This window comes from Empedobacter sp. GD03797 (genome assembly GCF_029842105.1).
Lineage (GTDB): Bacteria > Bacteroidota > Bacteroidia > Flavobacteriales > Weeksellaceae > Empedobacter > Empedobacter falsenii_C.
The window spans coordinates 1-4012 of sequence record NZ_JAOCFS010000057.1; the positions used below are offsets into that span (position 1 = coordinate 1).

The 4012-nt window shown below is 32.0% G+C and carries 3 protein-coding genes and 1 pseudogene; all 4 read right to left on the minus strand.

Features of this window, described 5'->3' with window-relative positions; all coding sequences use genetic code 11:
- Positions 1-472 precede the first annotated feature (472 nt).
- Entirely contained in the window at positions 473-790 is a 318-nt protein-coding gene (locus N5D90_RS16935) for a transposase (RefSeq protein ID WP_092910626.1), read from the minus strand.
- A 281-nt stretch (positions 791-1071) separates the two neighbouring features.
- Entirely contained in the window at positions 1072-1503 is a 432-nt protein-coding gene (locus tag N5D90_RS16940) for a transposase (protein ID WP_280063451.1), read from the minus strand.
- A 62-nt stretch (positions 1504-1565) separates the two neighbouring features.
- Positions 1566-2126 (minus strand): hypothetical protein, encoded by a 561-nt coding sequence (locus N5D90_RS16945; protein ID WP_280063453.1) that lies wholly within the window; start codon positions 2124-2126, stop codon positions 1566-1568.
- Positions 2127-2259: 133 nt separating this feature from the next.
- Positions 2260-4012, minus strand: a pseudogene (locus N5D90_RS16950) (hypothetical protein); the annotation flags it as partial.

A 4012-nucleotide genomic window follows, 5' to 3' on the forward strand; every position in this document is an offset into this window, starting at 1 on the left:
ACTCCGTTTTTTTATCATTATTACTACTCACAAAATTATACTCTCGCAATTATTTATCCCAATACAGGTTACATTACACAAGATCTTTAAAATAGTATTTTAAGTTATATTAATAATATAAGAAAGATTGATTACGTCCTATATTTAAAGGTTGAATCAGGGAATTCAACCTCTTTATCGAAGATCTGTATATATTCTATAAAGAATAATTATCCCTTTTTTATTGCATTTTAATTGCAATCTTTTATAAAAGAGTCCAAAACAATACTTTTTAAGTATAATTTCATATTCATTCGATGTAATCTTTTTTGCTGTGCTATTATAAAGAGCTTCTGTTTCCTCTAATGTTTTACCTATTAGCGACATACTCTAGTTTTAATTAGTTGAAATTTGATTTTTACATTTTGGTGCATCAAAATTACCTTTTGCTTTAAATGGGTTTTTAGTTTTTTCATAGGTTATGTAGTTTATTTTATACTAAAAATAGTTTTTTCCATTTTGAAACTGTATTTCGACTTAATCTAAAATGATTTGCTAATTGAGAATTATTGAGACCATTTTCCTTTTGGTAATCTAAAATATTCAAAATATCTGATTTTTTATACGAACGAAATTTCTGACTATTATTAATAATTCCTTTGCCAAATATTTTTGTATTTATTTCTATAACGTCTACAATGGAGAGTGTTGTTTTATTAAGAATGTTTTCGCATGCATTTCTTTTTTCAGGGTATTTTCTATCTAAAATATCTTTAAAAATTTGTTTATAATTAGGGCTTGATTTTTCCATATCCTTTTTTAACTTTTATTCTTATTACTCCATCGTTATTAAAATATATAAAGAGTTTTTTTTCTACCTAACAAAAATTTGTCATCCGTATTACTAATCATAAGTACTATATATTCTATTCCCAAATATTATATTCTGAGTGATATTTACTGTATCTCAAGATGTTCTTTACCTCTATTTTGGTTTTGTTTTGAAACAAAGAAATCGTTTGTTGATGACGAATTATTTTTATCATTTTTTTGATCAGATTTTGATACTGTAAAATGAAATTGGACTATACCTTATTTGGTATATTTACTTATCCATTTATATAGAGTCGTTTTTGGAATCCTGTAACGATCCATTATTTCATTTTTTGTCATCTGTTTTGTTTCTAATTGTTCTAATATAAATTCTATGATTTCCTTTGTATAGATATTTTTACGAAACTGCGGAAGACTAGTTTGTTTTTTTATACTATCTTTCGGTTTGTCAGCTGCTATTGATGCATATAAAATAAGATGTTGAGAATACAAACGAAAAAAATCATATTCTAATAGTTTACTCCATTTTAGTAAAATCTCTGTATCCAATATTTTTGATTCATACATTTTCTTTATTCTCCGTTCATCACAATTTATAAAATTGCAGATGCGACCTATCTCTATTTCACTTTCTACAACAGCTTTTTGAATAACCGATCCAATATGGATATCTTTATAATTATTACTCATTATTTCTAAATGCTTATTTTTTTTGATAAAGCAGTCTTTATAAAAAGACTGCCTTATTCTACTTATTTCCAGTAACTCCAATTTGTACCATCGTACACAGCTAGAGTATCTGATGTTGTATCATACACTATATTACCTGCAACAGGACCTATTACAGCGGTATTAGGATCAGCTACTTTAGGTAGAACCAATGTTCTTGTTTCTGATTCTAAAATCAAAACACCTGGTTTACTACTGGTTTCTGCTCCAATAATTATCCCTTGTTTGTTAATAGATTCTCCAGTTATCACATAAGGGTTTAGTTTGCCTCCTTCTTGAGATGCGTCTAACTTCGCTGAAAGAGAAGTCCAACGATCATTTGTACTAGTTCTTCCTTCTCGAACTTGCACCTCTTTAGTTGCTACATTGAATATGAATGTTCCGTTTACAGCATCTGTAGGAGCTGTAGTAACAGAAGGCAAAATAATACCTCTAAGATTTGTAGCTTCATCGCCAAATTCTAATAATACACTATTATTTGTAACGCTACTTTTTCCGATAGCGACTTGAGCTGATGCAGATACAGCTGCAAAAAAACTCGCTGTTACTAACATTTTAATCGCTAATGTTTTATTTATACTCATTTTATTTATCTTTTATTTTGAGATTGACTATCTCATGGTTTTGTTGTTAATAGTAACTAGAGAAAAGCATTTGGTAAAACAATCAATTTTTACCAAGATTACTTTTCTTATCAAAAAAAATTATGAAAAACTCTTATTCGTTACAACCTCTTTCCAAACAGTTCCATCCTTTTCTTGAAGGATCAATCAATGGGGATTCACCTCTGTATAATTGGACACAATTTTCTGTTGTGTTGTAAATAAGCATTCCTTCAATCGCTGTAAGTGCGTCTCGTTGAGTTGTAGTCATATGAGGAATTACTAAACCGGCATTTGAACTTTCTAATGCGATATATCCATTTGGTACAACTTCTGGCCATCCCGAAGTTACATTTGCTTTTGTTGAAACTCCTACATTCGTACGAACTGATGAGGTACCTGAAGCAGCTGGTTTAACACATTTTGGAGCAGCACACGGAACTGCTTTTTTACCATAACCAGTACCTATCATAGCTGTAGGTGGCCATAAAGTACTTTGTGTAGCTAGTATTGTATTGCTTGAAGTTACATTCCAATTGACACGGTTTAAAGTAGCACCGTTTATCAATTTCAGTTTTTCAAATGGAGCTGTTGTACTTCTTCTACCCAAAAGTGTTACATTACCTGTTGGGTCTATATCTATACGTAATGCAGGTACTTTACTGGCTGCATTACCGACCTGCCAAATATTTGGTATACCATTTGTAAAAGTAGGACCATATCCAGCGTCGTCTGACTCAAAACGAACATTAGAAACCATGCCTCCTTGATTATGAAATTCTATTTCCATATTTGACAGTTTACTACCATTAATTTCCATATTAAATGAATTATCTAAATAGTAAATATCTAATGTAAAGCCTTGATCTGCTCCAGCTGGTTGAATAAAAGTTTTGCTAATTGTATTATTAAAGATTGGATCTGTAGCATTACTCATACTGAAATCTTCTCCTAAAATTGGTTCTGTACATTCTGAAGGCTCAAAAATATCGACTGGTACTACACAAGATGGTACACCTACTTTGTTTTCGAAGTACATAATATCATCAATCAATGTATGCCCAAAAGTTGTACGGTTACCACGAATTTGGATATCCATTGTTTTTCCTGTAAAATCCATTGTTCCGATATTAATAGCTGCTTTTAGTGGCACCCAACCAAAAGAAACTGCTCCTGGTCCTGGTAGCGGATTATCTGCTTTTAACTGTGCTGACGCATATACTTTACCAGTATTACGGTCTACCAAATCCATGTACATATAATCTGTATTAGCCGTATAGTTTACATACGAGAACAATTGTAATGTATATGTTTTACCCATCTCTGGCTTAACATCATCTATTCTATAAAATGGTCGAAGACCTTGAGATTGAGATACATTACCCTTTACAAGAAAAGCTGCACCGTTTAAATGACCTGACATATCTAGTACATTTAGAACAGAAAGATCTGCTGGGTTGTCCCAAGGATAGGTATTTGTCCAGTCATATACTTGTGGATATGATTGTCCAGATGCCCAATGTGGTGCTATTGCAGAAGAACCGTTTACAGTAGTATTGTCTGTAAACGAACGTGGATCCCAGCCAAGTCTAACAAAAGCAGGCGGTACTACTGCATAGCTACCATCCCCAATATGAGAATCGAAATACTTGATAGGACCAGAAGGTGTAGCTCCAACACCTGTTGGTAAGTGAGTTCCAATATAATTAGGATCATATAACGGATCGTTGTAACCTGGTGAAAAACGGTAACCGTTGGTAATAGCACCTCCATTAGAGGTTAACGTAGATGATAATATATTAGGTTGATTCACCCACGGGATTCTACCGTCTTTAACTAATGGAGATGAAGTATTAAAATTCTGATAG